This is a genomic window from Streptomyces sp. Mut1 (genome assembly GCF_030719295.1).
GTDB lineage: Bacteria > Actinomycetota > Actinomycetes > Streptomycetales > Streptomycetaceae > Streptomyces > Streptomyces castrisilvae.
In genome coordinates, this window is sequence record NZ_CP120997.1 from 4256998 (window position 1) to 4273813 (window position 16816).

At 70.6% G+C, this 16816-nt stretch carries 16 protein-coding genes; 4 read left to right on the plus strand and 12 right to left on the minus strand.

All coding sequences use genetic code 11. The features are described from left to right. Positions 1–93: 93 nt before the first annotated feature. The gene (locus P8A18_RS18250) at positions 94–288 is read left to right on the plus strand and encodes a hypothetical protein (RefSeq protein ID WP_018554431.1); all 195 of its coding nucleotides are present in this window, start codon (positions 94–96) and stop codon (positions 286–288) included. 59 nt (positions 289–347) lie between these two features. Here the strand turns inward: P8A18_RS18250 and P8A18_RS18255 are convergent, their stop codons facing one another. Continuing rightward, positions 348–743 carry a metal-sensitive transcriptional regulator gene (locus tag P8A18_RS18255; protein WP_306055902.1) on the minus strand — a complete coding sequence of 132 codons (396 nt, stop codon included), beginning with the start codon at positions 741–743 and terminating at the stop codon, positions 348–350. Positions 744–942: 199 nt separating this feature from the next. On the opposite strand from P8A18_RS18255, the gene P8A18_RS18260 reads away from it, so the two are divergent. Both P8A18_RS18260 and P8A18_RS18265 read left to right on the plus strand, forming a co-directional pair. Next, a complete protein-coding gene (locus P8A18_RS18260; protein WP_026250158.1) occupies positions 943–1563 on the plus strand; it encodes a DUF47 domain-containing protein in 621 nt (206 codons plus the stop codon). 5 nt (positions 1564–1568) lie between these two features. Next, positions 1569–2567 carry an inorganic phosphate transporter gene (locus P8A18_RS18265; protein WP_018554434.1) on the plus strand — a complete coding sequence of 333 codons (999 nt, stop codon included), beginning with the start codon at positions 1569–1571 and terminating at the stop codon, positions 2565–2567. A gap of 125 nt (positions 2568–2692) precedes the next feature. On the opposite strand, the gene pstB is transcribed toward P8A18_RS18265, so the two are convergent. The 11 genes from pstB to mshD form a co-directional block, all read right to left on the minus strand. Next, positions 2693–3469 (minus strand): phosphate ABC transporter ATP-binding protein PstB, encoded by a 777-nt coding sequence (gene pstB / locus P8A18_RS18270; RefSeq protein ID WP_018554435.1) that lies wholly within the window; start codon positions 3467–3469, stop codon positions 2693–2695. 27 nt (positions 3470–3496) lie between these two features. Beyond that, entirely contained in the window at positions 3497–4582 is a 1086-nt protein-coding gene (pstA, locus tag P8A18_RS18275; RefSeq protein WP_306055903.1) for a phosphate ABC transporter permease PstA, read from the minus strand. Beyond that, entirely contained in the window at positions 4579–5571 is a 993-nt protein-coding gene (pstC, locus tag P8A18_RS18280) for a phosphate ABC transporter permease subunit PstC (protein ID WP_018554437.1), read from the minus strand. The genes pstA and pstC overlap by 4 nt, the downstream gene beginning before the upstream one ends. A 140-nt stretch (positions 5572–5711) precedes the next feature. After that, positions 5712–6848, minus strand: coding sequence for a phosphate ABC transporter substrate-binding protein PstS (gene pstS, locus P8A18_RS18285; RefSeq protein WP_306055904.1), 1137 nt, complete (start codon positions 6846–6848; stop codon positions 5712–5714). Between the two features lie 250 nt (positions 6849–7098). Continuing rightward, positions 7099–7512, minus strand: a complete 414-nt coding sequence (locus tag P8A18_RS18290; RefSeq protein ID WP_306055905.1) for an NUDIX hydrolase — start codon at positions 7510–7512, stop codon at positions 7099–7101. Further along, a complete protein-coding gene (locus P8A18_RS18295) occupies positions 7509–8525 on the minus strand; it encodes a CHAD domain-containing protein (protein ID WP_306055906.1) in 1017 nt (338 codons plus the stop codon). Before P8A18_RS18295 ends, P8A18_RS18290 begins: the two co-directional genes overlap by 4 nt. Next, entirely contained in the window at positions 8512–10764 is a 2253-nt protein-coding gene (locus tag P8A18_RS18300) for an RNA degradosome polyphosphate kinase (RefSeq protein ID WP_306055907.1), read from the minus strand. The genes P8A18_RS18295 and P8A18_RS18300 overlap by 14 nt, the downstream gene beginning before the upstream one ends. A gap of 252 nt (positions 10765–11016) precedes the next feature. Next, positions 11017–11964 carry an ABC-2 membrane transporter-related protein gene (locus P8A18_RS18305; protein ID WP_306055908.1) on the minus strand — a complete coding sequence of 316 codons (948 nt, stop codon included), beginning with the start codon at positions 11962–11964 and terminating at the stop codon, positions 11017–11019. Further along, complete coding sequence (locus P8A18_RS18310) at positions 11961–12854, minus strand: ABC transporter ATP-binding protein (protein WP_306055909.1); 894 nt, start codon at positions 12852–12854, stop codon at positions 11961–11963. The genes P8A18_RS18305 and P8A18_RS18310 overlap by 4 nt, the downstream gene beginning before the upstream one ends. Next, on the minus strand, positions 12851–13264 hold the full coding sequence (locus P8A18_RS18315; RefSeq protein WP_026250159.1) for a GntR family transcriptional regulator: 414 nt from the start codon (positions 13262–13264) through the stop codon (positions 12851–12853). The genes P8A18_RS18310 and P8A18_RS18315 overlap by 4 nt, the downstream gene beginning before the upstream one ends. Positions 13265–13352: 88 nt before the next feature. Continuing rightward, complete coding sequence (gene mshD, locus P8A18_RS18320) at positions 13353–14291, minus strand: mycothiol synthase (protein ID WP_306055911.1); 939 nt, start codon at positions 14289–14291, stop codon at positions 13353–13355. A gap of 578 nt (positions 14292–14869) precedes the next feature. Between mshD and P8A18_RS18325 the strand changes: the two genes are divergently transcribed. Next, complete coding sequence (locus P8A18_RS18325) at positions 14870–16783, plus strand: bifunctional metallophosphatase/5'-nucleotidase (protein WP_306055912.1); 1914 nt, start codon at positions 14870–14872, stop codon at positions 16781–16783. The last annotated feature ends 33 nt before the right edge of the window (positions 16784–16816 follow it).

The window sequence follows — 16816 nt, forward strand, 5'->3', positions numbered from 1 at the left end:
CGGTGGCATCGAAATGGTCCGTCCGTGCCATGCGCGGCGCGTATCGGGCTCTCTACCCTAGGAAGCCGGTGACGGCAGTGAGAGGTGAGTGACGTGGTGACGCTCAGCGCCCCGACCGTATCCGACCATGTGGCGCTCGCCGAGATCGAGCTGTGCGGGGAACTGATGATCGCGGCCTCGGCGGCGATCGGGGAACGGCTCAGCGCGGATCGTATCGATGAGGTGCTCGACGTGAAGGTGAGCACCGACCGCACCACCGTCCCCCGGCAGGGCGAGCACCGGGGCTGACGGGGCTTTCGCGGAGAGCGGGCGGCGGCCCCCGGGATCAGGAGCGGCGGCCCCCGGGATCAGGTGCGCAGCAGGCGGGCGATGGCCTTGGTGGCCTCCTCGACCTTCGCGTCGATCTCCTCGCCGCCCTTGACCGCCGCGTCGGCCACGCAGTGGCGCAGGTGCTCTTCGAGGAGCTGGAGCGCGAAGGACTGGAGCGCCTTGGTGGACGCCGAGACCTGGGTGAGTATGTCGATGCAGTAGACGTCCTCGTCGACCATGCGCTGGAGGCCGCGGATCTGGCCCTCGATGCGGCGCAGGCGTTTGAGGTGTTCGGTCTTCTGGTGGTGGTAGCCGTGTATCCCGCGGTCGTGGTCGGTCACGATCGCTTCCACGGGGGCCGTGGTGTCCGCCGGGTCGGTGCCGGACGCCGCGTCCCGTGAGGGGTGTGTCCCTGTGGCCTCGGTGGTCGTCATTGCTGCCTCCCGTTTCCCTTTACCCTGCCGTTTATATACCCCTGGTGGGTATATCTTAACGAATTCAGCTGAAACGTGACCGGGGCCCCGTGCTGATCACTGTGCCCGATGCGCGACACTGAAGAATGCCGGTTAGCCGTGGCCGGATGATGCGCCTAGCATCAGCCTGACCGAATCCAAAGCACCCCGAGGACCCCACGTGCGCTTTCGTCTGACCCCCAGGGAGACGAGCTTCTACGACATGTTCTCCGCATCCGCGGACAACATCGTCACGGGCTCGAAACTCCTGATGGAACTGCTCGGGGCGGATTCTGCCTCCCGAGTCGAGATCGCGGAGCGTATGCGGGCAGCGGAGCACGCGGGGGACGACGCGACCCACGCGATCTTCCACCAGCTGAACTCCTCCTTCATTACGCCCTTCGACCGTGAGGACATTTACAACCTCGCGTCGTCGCTCGACGACATCATGGACTTCATGGAGGAGGCCGTCGATCTGGTTGTGCTCTACCAGATCGATGAGCTTCCCAAGGGTGTGGAGCAGCAGATCGAGGTGCTGGCGCGGGCGGCCGAACTGACCGCCGAGGCCATGCCTGGTCTGCGCACGATGGACAACCTCACCGAGTACTGGATCGAGGTCAACCGTCTGGAGAACCAGGCCGACCAGATCCACCGCAAGCTGCTCGCCCACCTCTTCAACGGCAAGTACGACGCCATAGAGGTGCTGAAGCTGAAGCAGATCGTGGATGTGCTGGAAGAGGCTGCCGACGCGTTCGAGCACGTCGCGAACACGGTGGAGACCATCGCGGTCAAGGAGTCCTGAACCACGTGGACACCTTTGTACTGATCGTGACCATCGGCGTCGCGCTCGGCTTCACGTACACCAACGGCTTCCACGACTCCGCGAACGCCATCGCGACCTCGGTCTCCACCCGGGCCCTGACCCCGCGTGCGGCCCTGGCGATGGCGGCCGTGATGAACCTCGCAGGCGCGTTCCTGGGCAGCGGGGTCGCCAAGACCGTCAGCGAGGGCCTGATCGCGACGCCCGAGGGCCACAAGGGGATGGGCATCCTCTTCGCCGCGCTCGTCGGCGCCGTCATCTGGAACCTCATCACCTGGTACTTCGGGCTGCCCTCGTCGTCCTCGCACGCCCTGTTCGGCGGCATGGTCGGCGCGGCGCTGGCCGGCGGGACGATGGTGCACTGGGACGGGGTGCTCGACAAGGTCGTCATCCCCATGTTCGTGTCCCCGGTGATCGGCCTGGTGGTCGGTTATCTGGTGATGGTCGCCATCATGTGGATGTTCCGGAAGTCCAACCCGCACAAGGCCAAGCGCGGTTTCCGTATCGCGCAGACGGTCTCGGCGGCCGGCATGGCGCTCGGGCACGGTCTCCAGGACGCGCAGAAGACGATGGGCATCGTGGTGATGGCCCTGGTCATCGCCGATGTGGAGTCCCCGAGCGACCCGATCCCGGTCTGGGTGAAGCTCGTCTGCGCGCTGATGCTGTCGCTCGGTACGTACGCGGGTGGCTGGCGCATCATGCGTACGCTCGGCCGGAAGATCATCGAGCTGGACCCGCCGCAGGGCTTCGCCGCCGAGACGACGGGCGCGTCGATCATGTTCGGTTCGGCGTTTCTCTTCCACGCCCCGATCTCGACCACGCATGTGATCACCTCGGCGATCATGGGTGTGGGCGCCACGAAGCGGGTGAACGCGGTGCGGTGGGGCGTCGCGAAGAACATCATCCTCGGGTGGTTCATCACGATGCCGGCGGCCGCGCTGGTCGCCGCGGCGAGCTACGGGGTCGTCTTCCTGCTGTTCGGCTGAGCCGGACACGTGCCTGATCGTGTGGGTCCGCCCCGCGCTCCTCACGGAGAGCGGGGCGGACCCTTCGCCTTGTGGTGACACCGCCATGCAGCACCTCAAGGCCGTTCATGGGAGGCGGTCCGGGCTCAGCCGAAGCGGCCGGAGATGTAGTCCTCCGTGGCCTGGACCGACGGGTTGGAGAAGATGCGTTCCGTCTCGTCGATCTCGATGAGCTTGCCGGGCTTGCCGACCGCCGCGAGGTTGAAGAACGCCGTGCGGTCCGACACCCGGGCCGCCTGCTGCATGTTGTGCGTCACGATGACGATCGTGAACCGTTCCTTCAACTCCCCGACCAGGTCCTCGATGGCGAGGGTGGAGATCGGGTCGAGCGCGGAGCACGGCTCGTCCATCAGCAGGACGTCCGGCTCGACCGCGATGGCGCGGGCGATGCACAGGCGCTGCTGCTGACCGCCGGAGAGACCGGAGCCGGGCTTGTTCAGCCGGTCCTTGACCTCGTTCCACAGGTTCGCGCCGCGCAGCGACTTCTCCACGATGTCGTTGAGGGCGCTCTTGCGGTACGAGCCGTTGAGCCGCAGGCCCGCCGCGACGTTGTCGAAGATCGACATGGTGGGGAAGGGGTTCGGGCGCTGGAAGACCATGCCGACCGTGCGGCGCACGGTGACCGGGTCGACGTTCGTCCCGTACAGGTTCTCGTCGTCCAGCATCACCTTGCCCTCGACGCGGCCGCCGGGGGTGACCTCGTGCATCCGGTTCAGGGTGCGCAGGAAGGTGGACTTGCCGCAGCCGGAGGGGCCGATGAAGGCGGTCACCGAGCGGGGTTCCACGGTCATGGAGATGTCGTCGATCGCCTTGTGGCTGCCGTAGTAGGCCGACAGTCCGCTGACGTCTATGCGCTTGGCCATCTGAATCACTGCTGCTTTCCGCCGGGCCTAGCGGCCGGTCTTCGGGGCCTTCCAGCGGGCTATGCCGCGGGCCACCAGATTGAGGATCATGACGAAGGCGATCAGGACCAGGGCCGCTGCCCAGGCGCGGTCGTAGGACGCGGCCTCACCGATCTTGTACTGCTCGTAGATGTAGAACGGCAGGGACGACTGGGCGCCTTCGAAGGGGTTGGTGTTGATCAGCTGACTGCCGAAGACCAGCAGGATGATCGGGGCGGTCTCGCCGGCGATACGGGCGACCGCGAGCATGACGCCCGTCGCGATGCCGCCGATCGCGGTCGGCAGGACCACCTTCAGGATCGTGCGCCACTTCGGGATGCCGAGGGCGAGGGACGCCTCGCGGAGCTCGTTCGGTACGAGCTTGAGCATCTCCTCGGTGGAGCGGACCACGACCGGGATCATCAGGATCGTCAGGGCGAGCGCGCCCATCAGACCGGACGGTTCCAGGCCCGCGATCAGCATGATCGACAGGATGAACAGGCCGGCCACGATGGACGGGATGCCGGTCATCACGTCCACGAAGAAGGTGACGGCGCGGGCCAGCGCGCCCTTGCCGTACTCCACCAGGTACACCGCGGTGAGCAGGCCGAGCGGGGCGGAGATCAGGGTGGCGATGCCGACCTGCTCCAGGGTGCCGATCAGGGCGTGGTAGACACCGCCGCTGGCCTCGGGGCCGAGGACACCGGCCATGGAGTGGGTCAGGAAGTAGAGGTCCAGGCGCTCCGAGCCGCGGCTGATGGTGGTCCAGAGCAGCGAGGCGAGCGGGACGACGGCGAGCAGGAAGCACACCCAGACCAGGCTGGTGGCGAGGCGGTCCCTGGCCTGGCGCTGGTTCTCGACGACGCTGGTGGTGACGTACGAGATCACCAGGAAGAGCAGCGCGGAGATCAGGCCCCACTGCACGCGGCTCTGCCAGCCGGCGGCGAGGCTGACGCCGACGCCCAGGGCGATGGCGACGGCGGCGAAGCCGAGCGGGGCGAGGCGGGGCAGGGTCCGGCTGCTGAGGGTGCCGGCCGGCGCGGGCGGTGTGGGCGTCGGGCGTTCCTGGACGCCGGTGGTGGTGGCGTGGCTCATGCGTTGGCCCCCGAGTACTCCTTGCGGCGGGCGATGATGAGCCGCGCGGCGCCGTTGACCAGCAGGGTGAGGACGAAGAGGACCAGGCCGGAGGCGATCAGGGCGTCCCGCCCGAACGCGTCGGCCTCGCCGAACTTCGCGGCGATGTTCTGGGCGAACGTCCCGCCGCCCGGGTTGAGCACGTGCAGCGAGATGAGGAAGCTCGGCGACAGGACCGTGGCGACGGCCATCGTCTCGCCGAGCGCGCGGCCCAGGCCCAGCATCGAGGCGGAGATCACGCCGGAGCGGCCGAACGGCAGCACCGAGAGGCGGATGACCTCCCAGCGCGTCGCGCCGAGGGCGAGCGCGGCCTCCTCGTTCATGCGCGGGACCTGGAGGAAGACCTCGCGGCTGACGCTCGTCACGATCGGCAGGATCATGACCGCGAGCAGGATGCCGACGGTGAACAGCGAGCGGGCGACGCCGATCTCGGTCTTCTCGAAGACGTACGTCCAGCCGAAGAACTGGTCGAGCCAGAGGTTCAGCCCCTCCAGGTACGGCACGAGGACGAGGGCGCCCCAGATGCCGTAGACGATGCTGGGCACCGCGGCGAGCAGGTCGATGACGTACGCGATCACGCCGGCCAGCTTGCGCGGGGCGTAGTGCGAGATGAACAGGGCGATGCCGACGGCGACCGGGACCGCGATGAGCATCGCGATGACGGAGCTGACGACGGTCCCGAAGAGCAGGACGGCGATGCCGAAGACGGGCGGGTCACCGGCCGGGTTCCAGTCGAAGGTGGTGAGGAAGTTGCCCTCGTCCTTGGAGATGGCGACCGCGGCGCGGTAGCTGAGGAACACGGCGATCGACGCCATGATCACCAGGAGCAGGATGCCGGAGCCGCGGGAGAGGCCGAGGAAGATCCGGTCCCCGGCGCGGCCCGTGGACCGGGGGCGGGACCGCCCGGCCGGCGGGGCCGGTGGGGTTTCTGTCTGTGTGGTGGAAGCCATGGTCTTTCCGGTCTGTGTGGGGGAGCGGGGGGCTCCCCGTGCGGCGGTGCACCGGATGGGGCTGGGGGTGGCGGGCCGGTCCGGAGGGGTGTTCCGGACCGGCCGCCGGTCGCTTCGTACGGGTGGCGCGGGTGTTCTCGTTACGAGAGGCCGGCGACGGTCTCGCGGACCTTGGCGTTGATCTCCTCGGGGATCGGGGCGTAGCCGGCCTCGGTGAGGAGCTTCTGGCCGTCCGCGGAGGCGGTGTAGGTCAGGAAGGACTTGACCGTGCCGAGGGTGTCGGCCTTGTTGCCGGTGTCGCAGACGACCTCGTAGGTGACCAGGACCAGCGGGTAGGCGCCCTCGGCCTTGGTGGTGTAGTCGAGGTCGAGCGCCAGGTCCTTGCCGGTGCCCTTGACCTTGGCGGCGGCGATGGCCTTCGAGGCGTTCTCGGAGGACGCCTTGACCGGGGCGGAGCCGCCGGTCTCGATGTCGACCGTGCTGATCTGCTGCGAGGTGGCGTAGGACAGCTCGAAGTAGCCGATCGAGCCGTCGACCTGCTTGACCTGGGTGGCGACGCCGGAGGAGCCGGACGCGGCCTGGCCACCGGGGGCCGGCCACTTCTTCTCGGCCTCGTACTTCCAGTCGGACGGGGCCGCGGCGCCCAGGTACTTGCCGAGGTTCTGCGTGGTGCCGGAGTCCTCGGAGCGGTGGAAGGGCTGGATCGCCTTGTCCGGCAGCTTGGCGTCGGGGTTGAGCTTGGCGATCGCCTCGTCGTTCCACTTCTTGATCTTCGTGTCGAAGATCTTGGCGAGGGTGGGGGCGTCCAGCGTCAGGCTGTCGACGCCCTCGAGGTGGAAGCCGACCGCGATCGGGCCGCCGACCATCGGCAGGTTGATGCCCTGGCCGGTCTTGCAGATCTTCTTGGAGTCGGCGACCTCCTCGGGCTTCAGCGCCGAGTCGGAGCCGGCGAAGCCGACGGTGCCCTGGTTGAAGGCGACGATGCCCTCGCCGGACGAGGAGGAGTTGTAGTTGATCTCCACGCCGGAGCAGGCCGCCATGTACTCCTTGACCCAGAGGTCCATGGCGTTCTTCTGCGCGCTGGAGCCGGAGGCGCGCAGCTGCCCCTTGGCGCCGTCGCACGAGACGTTGGACGCGGCCTTCGTCTGGGCGCCGCCGGTGGTGGAGGTGTCGCCGCTGTTGTCGTCCGAACCGCACGCCGTGAGGACCAGGGCGCCGGAGACGGCGAGGGCACCGAGCGCGGTGGCACGAAGCCGGTTCATGCGCTGAAGCTTCACTTTCGGGTGTTCCTTCCAGAAGCCGCCGAGGTGTTCTCTCGTCCGACGACGGCGTGCGATGTGGTGGATGGGTACTGCGGAAGTCGGGGCCGGTGCGGTGTGTGCCTCGCACCGTGCACTGCCGAAATTAGGCAGAACAGGTGAAGCGGTTTGCGGGGGTGGGTGAACGGAGGGTGAACCGTGGCGGGCGGCCTGGTTCCGGGCCCGTCCGGCCCCGTACGCACGGGCCGGACGGGACCGCGCGGCGGCGCTACGCGCCCGGCAGCGTCCTGAGCGCCGCGTCCAGCACGTCGCGGTCGCGGGGCTGCGTCAGGCGGGTGCGGGCGGCGGCGGGCGGGAGCCACAGCACGCCGTCCACCTCGCGGTTCGGGACGAAGGAGCCCGCCGTGGCCTGGGCGGACCAGTACGTGACCTCCTTCGGGCGGCCGTTCGCGACGTACCGGACCATGGGCAGCACGGCCCCCGGCACACAGTGGTGGCCCGTCTCCTCCAGGACCTCGCGGACCGCCGCGTCCCGCAGGGACTCGCCGCGCTTCAGCTTGCCCTTGGGGAACGACCAGTCGTCGTAACGCGGCCGGTGCACGAGGCACAGCTCCACGCCCGTAGCGGGTGCGGGCGGGCGGCGCCACAGCACGCAGCCCGCCGCCCGCACCGTGCCGTTCACGACCGCGCCGCGCCCGTCGCCGCGTACGGCCAGCTCGCGCGGAACACCGTGCGCGCCGCCTCCACCTCGTGGCGCTGGTCGGCGTGCAGGACACCGAGGGCGTACGCGGTCGCGGGGGCGATCCTCGGCGTACGGGCGGCAGCGGCGGCCGCTCCGGCCGCCTCCACCGCGTCCCGGTGCAGATCGAGCGCGTGCCCGGCGGCGGCCAGGACCGGATCGGGGGCGCCGCTCACCACCTCGTGGGCGTACCGGTGCAGCCGCAGCAGCAGCCGGGTCTGGTGCCAGGGCGCGTCGTGCGCCTCGTTGTACGGCTTCGCCGGCTCGTCCGGGGGCAGCGCCGCCACCGCGCCGAGCAGCCGCTGCTCCGCCAGGTCCGCGGGGCCGCTCAGCAGCTCGCCGGCGGGGCCGGCCGCGGCGGCGGCGAACGGGACGTCGGAGGCGAGCAGGGCGACGGCGTCGGCCACCGCGTGGAAGCGGGAGGAGCCGAGGGCCTGGAGGGCGGCGGAGTGGGCGCGGGTCCGGGCGAGGGTCAGCTGCCGTTCCAGGAGTGCGCCGGCGCGCGCCGCCCCGACGCCGAGGACGGGGCGCCCCTTGTCCGCGGGCTCCCCCGAGGTGCGGGCGGCGGGGAGGGCGGGGGCGCCGGACAGCCCGTGCAGCGCTTCGAGGAGCCGGGTCAGCCGGTCCGCGTAGGCGTGCTCGCGGGCCAGCGTGCCGGACAGCCAGGCCAGTTCGGTACGGAGTTGCTCGGCCCAGAGGGGGTCGAGCGCCGTGCGGAAGGTGCGCAGGGCGGAGCCGATCCGGCGGGAGGAGCGGCGCAGCGCCGCCGCGGCCTGCTCGGCGGAGCGCGAACCGGTGTCCGCGGGGGCGGTGTTCTCGCGGTGCAGGCGCAGGCTGCGCAGAAAGTCCGCGGCCTGGGTGCGCAGATACGGGCCGAGCACCGCGCCGGCGCTCACGCCGGTGGTACCGGCCGCGCCGGTCGGGCCGGCCTGGGTCTGGTGGTCAGGGCGTCGCACGCCGGCGCCTCCGGGCGTCAATGAGCATTTCCTGTACGTGCCGCAGGGGCCTGCCGTCCGCGTCCACGGAGTGCCGGGTCCAGTTCCCGTCGGGGCCCAGGTGCCAGGACGAGGTGGTGTCGGACATGCCGGTCTCCAGGAGGCGGCTGAGCGCGGCCCGGTGGGCGGGGTCGGTGACCCGGACCAGGGCCTCGATGCGGCGGTCGAGGTTGCGGTGCATCATGTCGGCGCTGCCGAACCAGACTTCGGGCTCGCCGCCGTTGCCGAACGAGAAGACCCGGGAGTGTTCGAGGAAGCGGCCGAGGACCGAGCGGACCCGGATGTTCTCGGACAGGCCGGCGACGCCGGGGCGGATGGCGCAGATGCCGCGCACCCAGATGTCGACCGGGACACCGGCCTGCGCGGCCCGGTAGCAGGCGTCTATGACCGCTTCGTCGACCATCGAGTTGACCTTGATCCGTACGTAGGCGGGCAGTCCGGCCCGATGGTGCGTCACCTCCTTGGCGATCCGGGCGATCAGGCCGTCGCGCAGCGACTTGGGGGCGACGAGGAGGCGGCGGTAGGTCTCGCGGCGGGAGTAGCCGGAGAGCCGGTTGAAGAGGTCGGAGAGGTCCGCGCCGACCTGCGGGTCGGCGGTGAGCAGGCCGAGGTCCTCGTACAGCCGGGCCGTCTTGGGGTGGTAGTTGCCGGTGCCGACGTGCGAGTAGCGGCGCAGGGTGTCGCCCTCCTGCCGGACGACGAGGGACAGCTTGCAGTGGGTCTTCAGGCCGACGAGACCGTAGACGACATGGCAGCCCGCCTCCTCCAGCTTGCGCGCCCACTTGATGTTGGCCTGCTCGTCGAAGCGGGCCTTGATCTCGACGAGGACGAGGACCTGCTTGCCGGACTCGGCGGCGTCGATGAGGGCGTCCACTATCGGGGAGTCGCCCGAGGTCCGGTACAGGGTCTGCTTGATCGCGAGGACGTCCGGGTCGCCCGCCGCCTGTTCCAGGAAGGCCTGGACGGAGGTGGAGAAGGAGTCGTACGGGTGGTGCAGCAGCACGTCGCGCTCGCGCAGGGCGGCGAAGATGTCGGGGGCGGACGCGGACTCCACCTCGGCGAGGTCGCGGTGGGTGCCGGCGATGAACTTGGGGAACTTCAGCTCGGGCCGGTCCAGCGACGCTATGCCGAACAGTCCGGTCAGGTCGAGCGGTCCGGGCAGCGGGTAGACCTCGGCGTCGGACACCTTCAGCTCGCGGACCAGCAGGTCCAGCACGTACGGGTCGATGGACTCCTCGACCTCCAGCCGGACCGGCGGGCCGAAGCGGCGCCGCATCAGCTCCTTCTCCAGGGCCTTGAGGAGGTTCTCCGCGTCGTCCTCCTCGACCTCCAGGTCCTCGTTCCTGGTGACCCGGAACATGTGGTGCGCCAGCACCTCCATGCCCGGGAACAGCTCCTCCAGGTGGGCCGCGATGACGTCCTCTATGGGCACGTAGCGCTGCGGCGACGCCTCCAGGAAGCGGGTCAGCAGCGGCGGCACCTTGACCCGGGCGAAGTGGCGGTGGCCGCTGACCGGGTTGCGTACGACGACGGCGAGGTTGAGCGAGAGGCCGGAGATGTACGGGAAGGGGTGCGCCGGGTCCACGGCGAGGGGGGTGAGGACGGGGAAGACGCGCTGGCGGAAGAAGGTGAACAGGCGGGCCTGCTCCTTCTCGGTCAGCTCCGGCCAGCGGATCAGCTGGATGCCCTCGTCGGTCAGGGCGGGGGCGACGTCCTGCTGGTAGCAGGCGGCGTGCCGGGCCATGAGTTCGCGCGAGCGGGTCCAGATCAGGTCCAGGACCTCGCGGGGCTGGAGGCCGGACGCGGAGCGCGTGGCGACCCCGGTCGCGATACGGCGCTTGAGGCCGGCCACCCGGACCATGAAGAACTCGTCCAGATTCGACGCGAAGATGGCGAGGAAATTAGCCCGTTCGAGTAGGGGTGTGGCGGGGTCCTCGGCGAGTTCCAGAACACGTTCGTTGAATGCGAGCCAACTGCGTTCGCGGTCCAGGAACCGCCCCTGGGGCAGCTCGTCCCCGTCCGCGTCGGGCTCGTACGCGTCGGCGTCCGCGTCGATGTCGGGATCGAGATCCGCAGCGGTGGACAGGCTCTCCCGGGACGAGGAGGAGGCGACGGCATGCGGCCGGTGCGCGGCGAGCGAGCCGACGGAGGGTTGGGCGGCGGGCTGGACCGGAACCTCGGAGCTGGGCTGCTGGCTCATGAGCCCATTGTTCCGCGCGGAGCGCTCCGGGGGCGCGTCGGAGGAGGACGAGATCGCGGAGGAGGCGCGGGCGGGGCGCATTCCGCCGGGATTCCGCCCGCTGCGGGGGGTCGGCAGGGCTGGCTGCATCCTGAGAGGGTCGCAAGGGCGTCTGAATGCCCGGTAACGACGACATGACATGCAGGAAGCGGTGGGTGGCCGTGTGTGGCGGTCCGCCCGGGGCGGGAGGCCCCGGGCGGGTCCGGGCGCGCCTCAGGCGTGGTGGCGGCGCAGGATACGGAAGGCGAGCGCGACGGCTCCGGCCGCGAGGGCGAGCAGGATGCCGGTCTCCACGAGCTGGAGGGGCCAGAAATGGGAGAGGGGATGGTGGTCGACGAAGTTGGTGACCCCGCCCTGGTCCCTCAGGCAGTCCGGGCCGGGGTTGCCCCGCGTGAAGCAGTCCTTCCAGTAGAGCTCCTTGCCGGACGGGGTGAGCATGCCGGATTCGATGGGCCAGGAACTGTCGCTCCAGCCCTTTTCGTCGAGGCCGCGGACCGTGGGCCAGAGCTCGTAGCGGCGCTTGCCGAAGCCGTACATGACCACGGTCAGGACTACCGCGGTGAGGCCCATGGCCGGCAGGGTGCGGCGTACGAGCACGGCGCACAGGGCGCCGACGGCCACGGCGAACAGGGCGTAGGCGACGACGACCGGGCCGAGGGCGGGGAAGACCCCGCGTTGGGACCAGTGCAGCTCGTGGGGCGAGTCGCCCTGGACACCCGTCCGGCCCCACCGGTAGACGAGCAGCAGCACGGTCATGGCAGCGGTCGACAGGACAGCGGGCAGGGCGAGCCGGGCCGCCAGCCACCGGGCGGGCGGGACCGACTGGGCCCAGGCGAAGCGGAACGTTCCGTTCTCCAGCTCGCGGGCGATCAGCGGGCCCGCGACGAAGACCCCGATCAGCACGGAGAGCACCAGGAGGGCGGTGCCACCGCCCGCCAGGTAGGTCTGGGACGCGCTGCGGGCGTAGGTGGGCAGGTAGGTACTGTCGCCGCAGCGCGTGGTGTCGCCGTCGGCGCAGTTCTCGGGCGTGGTGGCGACCCAGATCCGGAGCCCGATCACGAAGGCGATGCCCAGGACCACCAGCGCGCAGGCCGCCCACAGGGCGCCGCGCTGCTGCCGTACGACGACGCGTGCCGGGCCGCGCAGCTGGAGCGTGCTCACGCGGCCACCGCCTGACGGGCCGTCGCGCTCGGGGTGAGCAGCGCGGGGGCCTCGGGGGAGCGCAGGTGGGCCAGCAACAGTTCCTCCAGGGACGGTTCGGCGGTCTGCCAGACGGCGGGGTCCACGGGGCCCTCCCTTCGGACCAGCGCGGTCCGGACCCGCCCCGTGGTGCGGGACTCGACCACCGTGTGCGGCGCGAGGTCCTGTACGGGGCCGGTGAGCAGGGCGTGTGCGTTGATCAGGTCGTCCGTCTCGCCGCCGAGGCGGATGCGGCCGCCGTCGACCAGGAGCAGGTAGTCGCAGGCGCCCTCCAGCTCGCTGAGGATGTGCGACGACATCACGATGGTGGTGCCGTGCTCGGCGGCCTCCGCCATCAGGGCTCCCATCAGCTGGTGCCGGGCGAGCGGGTCGAGGTCGGCCATCGGCTCGTCCAGCAGCAGGATCTCGGGCCGTTTGCCCAGTACCAGGGCCAGGGCGAGGCGGGTGCGCTGCCCGCCGGACAGGGTGCGGACCTTCGCGTCGGCCGGGAGCGGTTCGGCGATGCGCTGTGCGGTGTCCTGGTCCCAGGTCGCGGGGTTCAGCTCGGCGCCCGCCCACAGGGTCTCGGTGACCGTCAACTGCGGGTACAGCGGCTTGTCCTGGGCCACATAGCCCATCCGGCTCCGGGCCTCGCCGGGCGCCGAGCCCAGCACCCGTACCGTTCCCTCGGGCGGCCGCAGGAAGCCCGCCGCGAGGGCGAGCAGGGTCGACTTTCCGGCACCGTTGGGCCCGACGAGCGCGCAGACGGAACCGGCCGGGAGCCGGAAACCGCAGTTCCGCAGCGCCCAGCCGCCTCCCCTGCCGCGATACCTCATGCCGAGGCCGTCGGCCTCCAGCGCTGTACCTGTCATCGGTCCTGGTCCCCCTCGAATGTGCTGTCCAGTACGGCGGTGAAGAGCGCGCTCACGTCGTCCCGGTCGAGACCGGCGGCCCGCGCGCGGCCGGCCCAGCCGGCGAGTTCGGCGCGCAGCGGGGAGTCGTCGTCGGCCGCCGCCGCGCTGCCGAGCGTGCGGGTGACGAAGGTGCCGAGGCCGCGGCGGGCCTCGACGAGCCCCTCGCGTTCCAGCTCCCGGTACGCCTTCAGCACGGTGTTCGGGTTGATCGCGGTCGCCTCGACCACCTCCCGCGCGGTCGGCAGCCGGTCGCCCGGCTCCAGCAGTCCCAGGCGCAGGGCCTGCTTGGTCTGCTGGACGATCTGGAGGTACGTGGCGACGCCGCTGCGCCGGTCGATGCGGAACTCGACTGCTGCGGACCCGGGCATCTTCACCCTTTCACTAATTGAGTAGTGAAAGGGTGGCGTAAGAAGGGGGCGGCGTCAAGCGACGCCGCCCCCGGGGGAGTCGTGGACCTCAGGACTCCGTGCGGTACATCAGGTCGACCTCGTGCGTGACGAAGCCCATCCGCTCGTACACGGCGAGGGCCGCCGGGTTGTCCGCGTCCACGTAGAGCATCGCCGTCGGCAGCCCCTCGGCGGCCAGGTGGCGCAGCCCGATCGCGGTGAGCGCCTTGCCGAGGCCGCCGCCCTGGGCGTCGGGCCGGATGCCGACCACATACACCTCGCCGAGCCGATCGTCGGCGTGCACCTTCGTCCAGTGGAAGCCGATCAGCTCGGTGCCGCCGGTGCCGTCCTCGCGCTCGGCCAGGAAGAAGCCCTTCGGGTCGAACCAGGGCTCGGCCTTGCGGTCGTCCAGATCGCGCTGCGTCAGGGAGCCCTGCTCGGGGTGGTGGGCGAACGCCGCGCTGTTCACGGCGAGCCAGGCTGCGTCGTCCTCGCCCGGGACGAAGGTGCGGACGGTGACACCCGGGGGCAGGGCCGGCTCGGCGAGGTTCAGTGGGCTCAACGGGCGGCGCAGCTGGCGCAGTTCCCGGAACAGGGAGAGGCCGAGGACCTGGGCGAGGTGGCGGGCCGAGGCCTTGCCGCCGTGTGCCCACACCCGCAGCCGCTTGCCGGTGGCGGCGAGCAGTGCGGCCCCGAGGGCCCGCCCGTGCCCGTGTCCCCGGTGCGAGGGGTGGACGACGAGCTCGGCGGCGGGCGCCTCGACGGGGTCGGTGTCCTCCAGCTGCGCGTACCCGGCGAGCACGCCCCCGGCGGACAGCAGGAAGTGCCGTACGCCTTCCCGCTCCCCGCCGCGCAGTTGCAGCCGCCCCTGCTCGGAGACGGCCTGCCTGCCGTCGGCCCGCGCGGCCTCGGCGAGCAGGTCCAGGACGGCTGCGGACTGGTCGGGGGAGAGGGTGTCGAGCGTCTGGATCTCGCGGCCGGGGGCGGGGAGGGGTACGTCAGTCGTCATGCGTACGAGCGTAAGGGCCTCCGGCCCGGGGGTGGGGGTGTCGGTTGCCCCGTCCCGGGGCGGAGGGTTCCGTCCTCAATCGCCGGACGGGCTTGAAAGCACGCCTGTGCGCCCTGGGTGGGGTCCGGGGTCCCTCCGGGGCGTCTCCTCAGACGACGAACGTTCGGCGGGTACGCAGCCGTGCCCGGGTATCCGTTCGTCGTCCTGCGGGGACTCCCCTGCACGCCCCCGGACCGGCCGTCATGCGTCTGCGGCAGACGTACCACCGGCGTGCAGACGCAGGTGGACGTGGGTGGGGGCGTGCAGGGGAGTCCCCGCAGAAAATGGCGTACGACCGGGGTTCATCGCGTCGTCGGGTGAACACGCCATTTTTGAGGAGTCTGCCCGGAGGGACCCCGCCCCCACCCACCGGGTGGAGGCGCACCCCCGCACCCATATGGGTGGATGGCCCCGTTCCGATCGGGCGGCAACCAGTTCGTAACCGCAAACATCTGTCGCGCTACGCGCGTTGACTCTAGGCTGCGGCTCGCGTCCTCGGACGCGTACTCGAACCACCCGCTGAACTCACAAGGGGACCGATGTCAGCGACACCGCAGAAGAAACGTGCGTCCCGGCGGGTGCTCGCCGCCGCGGCCGGTCTGGTCACCGTGGGCGTCCTCGTCGCCGCCACGCCGGCCGGCGCCCACGGTCACGGGCACGGCAATGGGCACGGCAATGGGCACGGCCACGGCAACGGGCACGGCAAGGGCCACGGCCACCAGACGCCGGCCCGGACCGTCGACGTGCAGTTGCTGTCCTTCAACGACCTGCACGGCAACCTGGAGCCCCCGGAGGGCTCCGCCGGTACGGTCACCGAGACGAAGGCCGACGGCACGACGGAGGCCGTCCCGGCCGGCGGCGTGGAGTACCTCGCCTCCTCGCTGCGCACCGCCCGCAAGGGCCACCCGTACTCCATCACCGCGGCCGGCGGCGACATGGTCGGGGCGAGCCCGCTGCTCTCGGGGCTGTTCCACGACGAGCCGACCATCGAGGCGCTCAACAAGATCGACCTCGATGTGACGAGCGTCGGCAACCACGAGTTCGACGAGGGCGCCACCGAGCTGGCCCGTCTCCAGAACGGCGGCTGCCACCCGGTCGAGGGCTGCTACGAGAAGGGCAAGAAGTTCAAGGGGGCCGACTTCCCGTACCTGGCCGCCAATGTGACGGACGAGAAGACGGGCAAGCCGATCCTCCGCCCGTACACCGTGTGGAAGAAGAACGGCGTCAAGATCGGCTTCATCGGGGTGACCCTGGAGGGCACGCCGGACATCGTGACGGCCAACGGCGTCAAGGGCCTGAAGTTCCACGACGAGATCGAGACGATCAACAAGTACGCCAAGGAGCTGGACCGGCAGGGCGTCAAGTCCATCGTCGCCCTGATCCACGAGGGCGGCGCGCCCGCCTCCGCGGCGTACGACTACGACTGCGACAGCCCCGGCGCGGGTGACGGCATCTCCGGGCCGATCACCGACATCGCCAAGGGCATCACGCCGAAGGTCGACGCGCTGGTGACGGGCCACACGCACCAGGCGTACGTGTGCACGATCCCGGACCCGGCGGGCAACCCGCGCCTGGTCACGTCGGCCGCGTCGTTCGGCAAGCTGTACACGGACACGACGCTGACCTACGACCGCCGCACCAACGACATCGTGCGCACGGCGGTGAAGGGCTCGGCCAAGAAGGGTTCCAAGCACCACACCCCCGCCCCGTCGAACCCGGTCTCGGCGAACCACATCGTCAGCCGGGACCAGACGCCGGCCAAGGACATGACGGACCTGATCGCCCGCTGGAACACCCTCGCGGCGCCGATCTCGAACCGGCCGCAGGGCTACATCTCGGCCGACATCAACGGCCGCGGCTCCACGGCCCCGGAGAAGCCGCTCGGCAACCTGATCGCGGACGCGCAGCTGGAGGGCCTGGCCCCGGCGGACAAGGGTGGTGCGGTCGTCGCCTTCATGAACCCGGGCGGCATCCGCGCCGACCTGGTCCACAAGGCGTCGGGCAGTGAGGGCGACGGGGTCGTCACGTACGGGGAGTCGTTCACCGTGCAGCCCTTCACCAACATGATGAACGTCGTCGACCTGACCGGTGCGCAGCTCGTCAGCGCCCTCCAGCAGCAGGTCAGCGGCTCGAACGAGGCCAGCCCGAAGATCCTCCAGGTGTCCGAGGGCCTCACCTACACGCTGGACATGACGAAGTCCGGCGCGGACCGCGTGGTCACCGACACCATCAAGCTGAACGGCGAGGCGATCGACGCGGGCAAGACGTACCGCGTCGCGATGAACGAGTTCCTCGCGGGCGGCGGTGACGGCTTCGCGGCGCTCGGCGAGGGCACCAACAAGCTCGTCGGTGCCTCCGACCTGGACCTGTTCAACGACTACCTGGCCGCGCACTCCACGGCCTCGGCCCCGCTGGCCCCGCCGGCGACGGACCGGATCACGGTCATCCAGTAGCACCCGAAACGGGGGAGGGGCTGCGGACCGGTC

Excerpts from the sequence above, each read along its gene's own strand:
- P8A18_RS18255 (WP_306055902.1), bottom strand. The coding sequence starts at position 743 with ATGACGACCACCGAGGCCACAGGGACACACCCCTCACGGGACGCGGCG.
- pstB (WP_018554435.1), bottom strand. The coding sequence starts at position 3,469 with ATGGCCAAGCGCATAGACGTCAGCGGACTGTCGGCCTACTACGGCAGC.
- pstA (WP_306055903.1), bottom strand. The coding sequence starts at position 4,582 with ATGAGCCACGCCACCACCACCGGCGTCCAGGAACGCCCGACGCCCACA.
- pstC (WP_018554437.1), bottom strand. The coding sequence starts at position 5,571 with ATGGCTTCCACCACACAGACAGAAACCCCACCGGCCCCGCCGGCCGGG.
- P8A18_RS18300 (WP_306055907.1), bottom strand. The coding sequence starts at position 10,764 with ATGAGCCAGCAGCCCAGCTCCGAGGTTCCGGTCCAGCCCGCCGCCCAA.
- P8A18_RS18310 (WP_306055909.1), bottom strand. The coding sequence starts at position 12,854 with ATGACAGGTACAGCGCTGGAGGCCGACGGCCTCGGCATGAGGTATCGC.
- P8A18_RS18315 (WP_026250159.1), bottom strand. The coding sequence starts at position 13,264 with ATGCCCGGGTCCGCAGCAGTCGAGTTCCGCATCGACCGGCGCAGCGGC.
- mshD (WP_306055911.1), bottom strand. The coding sequence starts at position 14,291 with ATGACGACTGACGTACCCCTCCCCGCCCCCGGCCGCGAGATCCAGACG.
- P8A18_RS18325 (WP_306055912.1), top strand. The coding sequence starts at position 14,870 with ATGTCAGCGACACCGCAGAAGAAACGTGCGTCCCGGCGGGTGCTCGCC.